Here is a 1,801-nt window from a genome sequence, read left to right as displayed (position 1 = left end):
ACTCTATACTGCCCTTTAGATGGGTTACATTTTAATGCAATCCACCACTTTCCATCTCCAGTTTCTGGACAGTCAATTTTTAAATTTAACTCTCCTATTACAACATCTAATGCCGCTTTACTTTCACTAAGTGGAATCTCACTTGAAAAATTATTAACAGCAACTAAATATTCTCCTTTAATTACCTTTTTTACATGAATATTTTCAGGACCATATCCATTTTGTATATCTTCTTTTAGCTCTATCCAAGGATTATCTTCCAAACTCCCTTTATTAGAATAACAAAATTGATACTTTTCTTTGCTATTCTTTATAAATAAATAGATATCTAAATCTTTAGGGAATTCACTCCAAGTCAACTGTATATCTCTAAGTTCATTTAATTTCGGATAATACTCATAATCATATGACTCATCTTTTTTTTGTTTATATTGTTCTGTGGCTCCTTTAACACAATTCTTAAATTCTTCAATAGATTCTGCTTGTCCAGGATATAATCTTCCAATCATAAATATACGATCTTTAAATGTTGAATCTATCTTATCAATCTCTTCCAAAACCTTTTCATTAACAGGACCATAGTTGACTAAAATAACTTTAGCCTCTGGCCTACCCCTAGCATAGTCTATTAATGCATTCTTAAAATTCCCCTTAACAAACTTTTTATATTGTTTACATTCAACTACAACTACAGTAGAAGATACATTAGTAATCGGAGGTTTCATTAGCGAATAATCTGGTTGGATAGCTTTCTTTCTTCCTTTTCCCACTGGATTAGACAGAGAAGAACGATATTCTGACCAAACATGGATTGGTGGCATATAACTCTTAGTTGTTGCTAAATGGGAACCAGCAAAAGAAAATTCCAATGTTTCATTTATAGCATGGAATTCCAATTCATCTTTTCCAAGCGCATCATTAATTTGTGTTAAAACCCATACAGCATAGACCTCATGTCTCTTTTTCCAAATAGGTAAATTTAAAAATGCTATTAATTTTTTTTGCATCTCATCAATTTTTATTTTATTTTGTGGCAAAATTTCAATACATGATTTTAATTTACTAATTGCGTTAGCAACCCTTTGTTTCTTTTCATTTTCCTTAGCAGATTTGATTTGGTATACTAACATACAATAACGTTCTAAAAAATAACCAGCAAAGAAATCTGTTTCCATCATCAATAATTCTTCAATTTTATTATTAATTTGACTTTCTCTTCTTAAAAAAGCACTGATTTCACTATGCTCAATACCTAGGGAAGCCATTAATTGTATAGTTTCATTCCAAATAAACTTTATTTTCAATAATAATTCATCAAGATCTGACTCACCTGTACATGATAATTGAGGCATATTGTTATTTGGCCATCTTAACTTATATCCCTCTAACCAATTAATAATCTCAGCACTACAGCAATTCCTTACTTCTTCTTTAAAATTTACTAGTGGATTATTAGAACCTATTAATTCTCCTATTGCATTAAATAATGTAAACAAAACTTCCCTGCTTATTTCAATTACACTTAATTCCTTACTTATTCTTCGCCATTCTTCTTCCCATGCTTTAAAATGTTCTAAAGAAAATTCTAATGTTTCTTTATTTTCATCATCGAAATTAAACTTAATTTTCATCCTATCATTTGTTTCCTTTATACTTTTACTTTCAAACAGCTTTAACAAATCAGTGAGCATTTTTGAAAAAGGATGTATCGCAGAAAAGAATGTATGAATAAGTAATTCTGTACTAATATTCTTATTTTGTAACTCCACTGATATATCATCATTCATAGATAATCCTAGTC

1 protein-coding gene is annotated in these 1,801 nt (G+C 29.5%); it reads right to left on the bottom strand.

All coding sequences use genetic code 11. From position 1 onward, the window contains the following. Nucleotides 1-1,787 (bottom strand): hypothetical protein (locus tag ABWK52_RS27700; protein WP_353772294.1); only part of this gene is annotated, 1,787 nt, incomplete at its 3' end. Nucleotides 1,788-1,801: the final 14 nt, after the last annotated feature.

The sequence above is a fragment of the Bacillus sp. AP50 genome (genome assembly GCF_040492675.1).
GTDB classification, from domain to species: Bacteria; Bacillota; Bacilli; order Bacillales; family Bacillaceae_G; genus Bacillus_A; species Bacillus_A cereus.
Note: the sequence above shows the minus strand (reverse complement) of the source record. Positions and strands in the feature narration are given on the sequence as shown.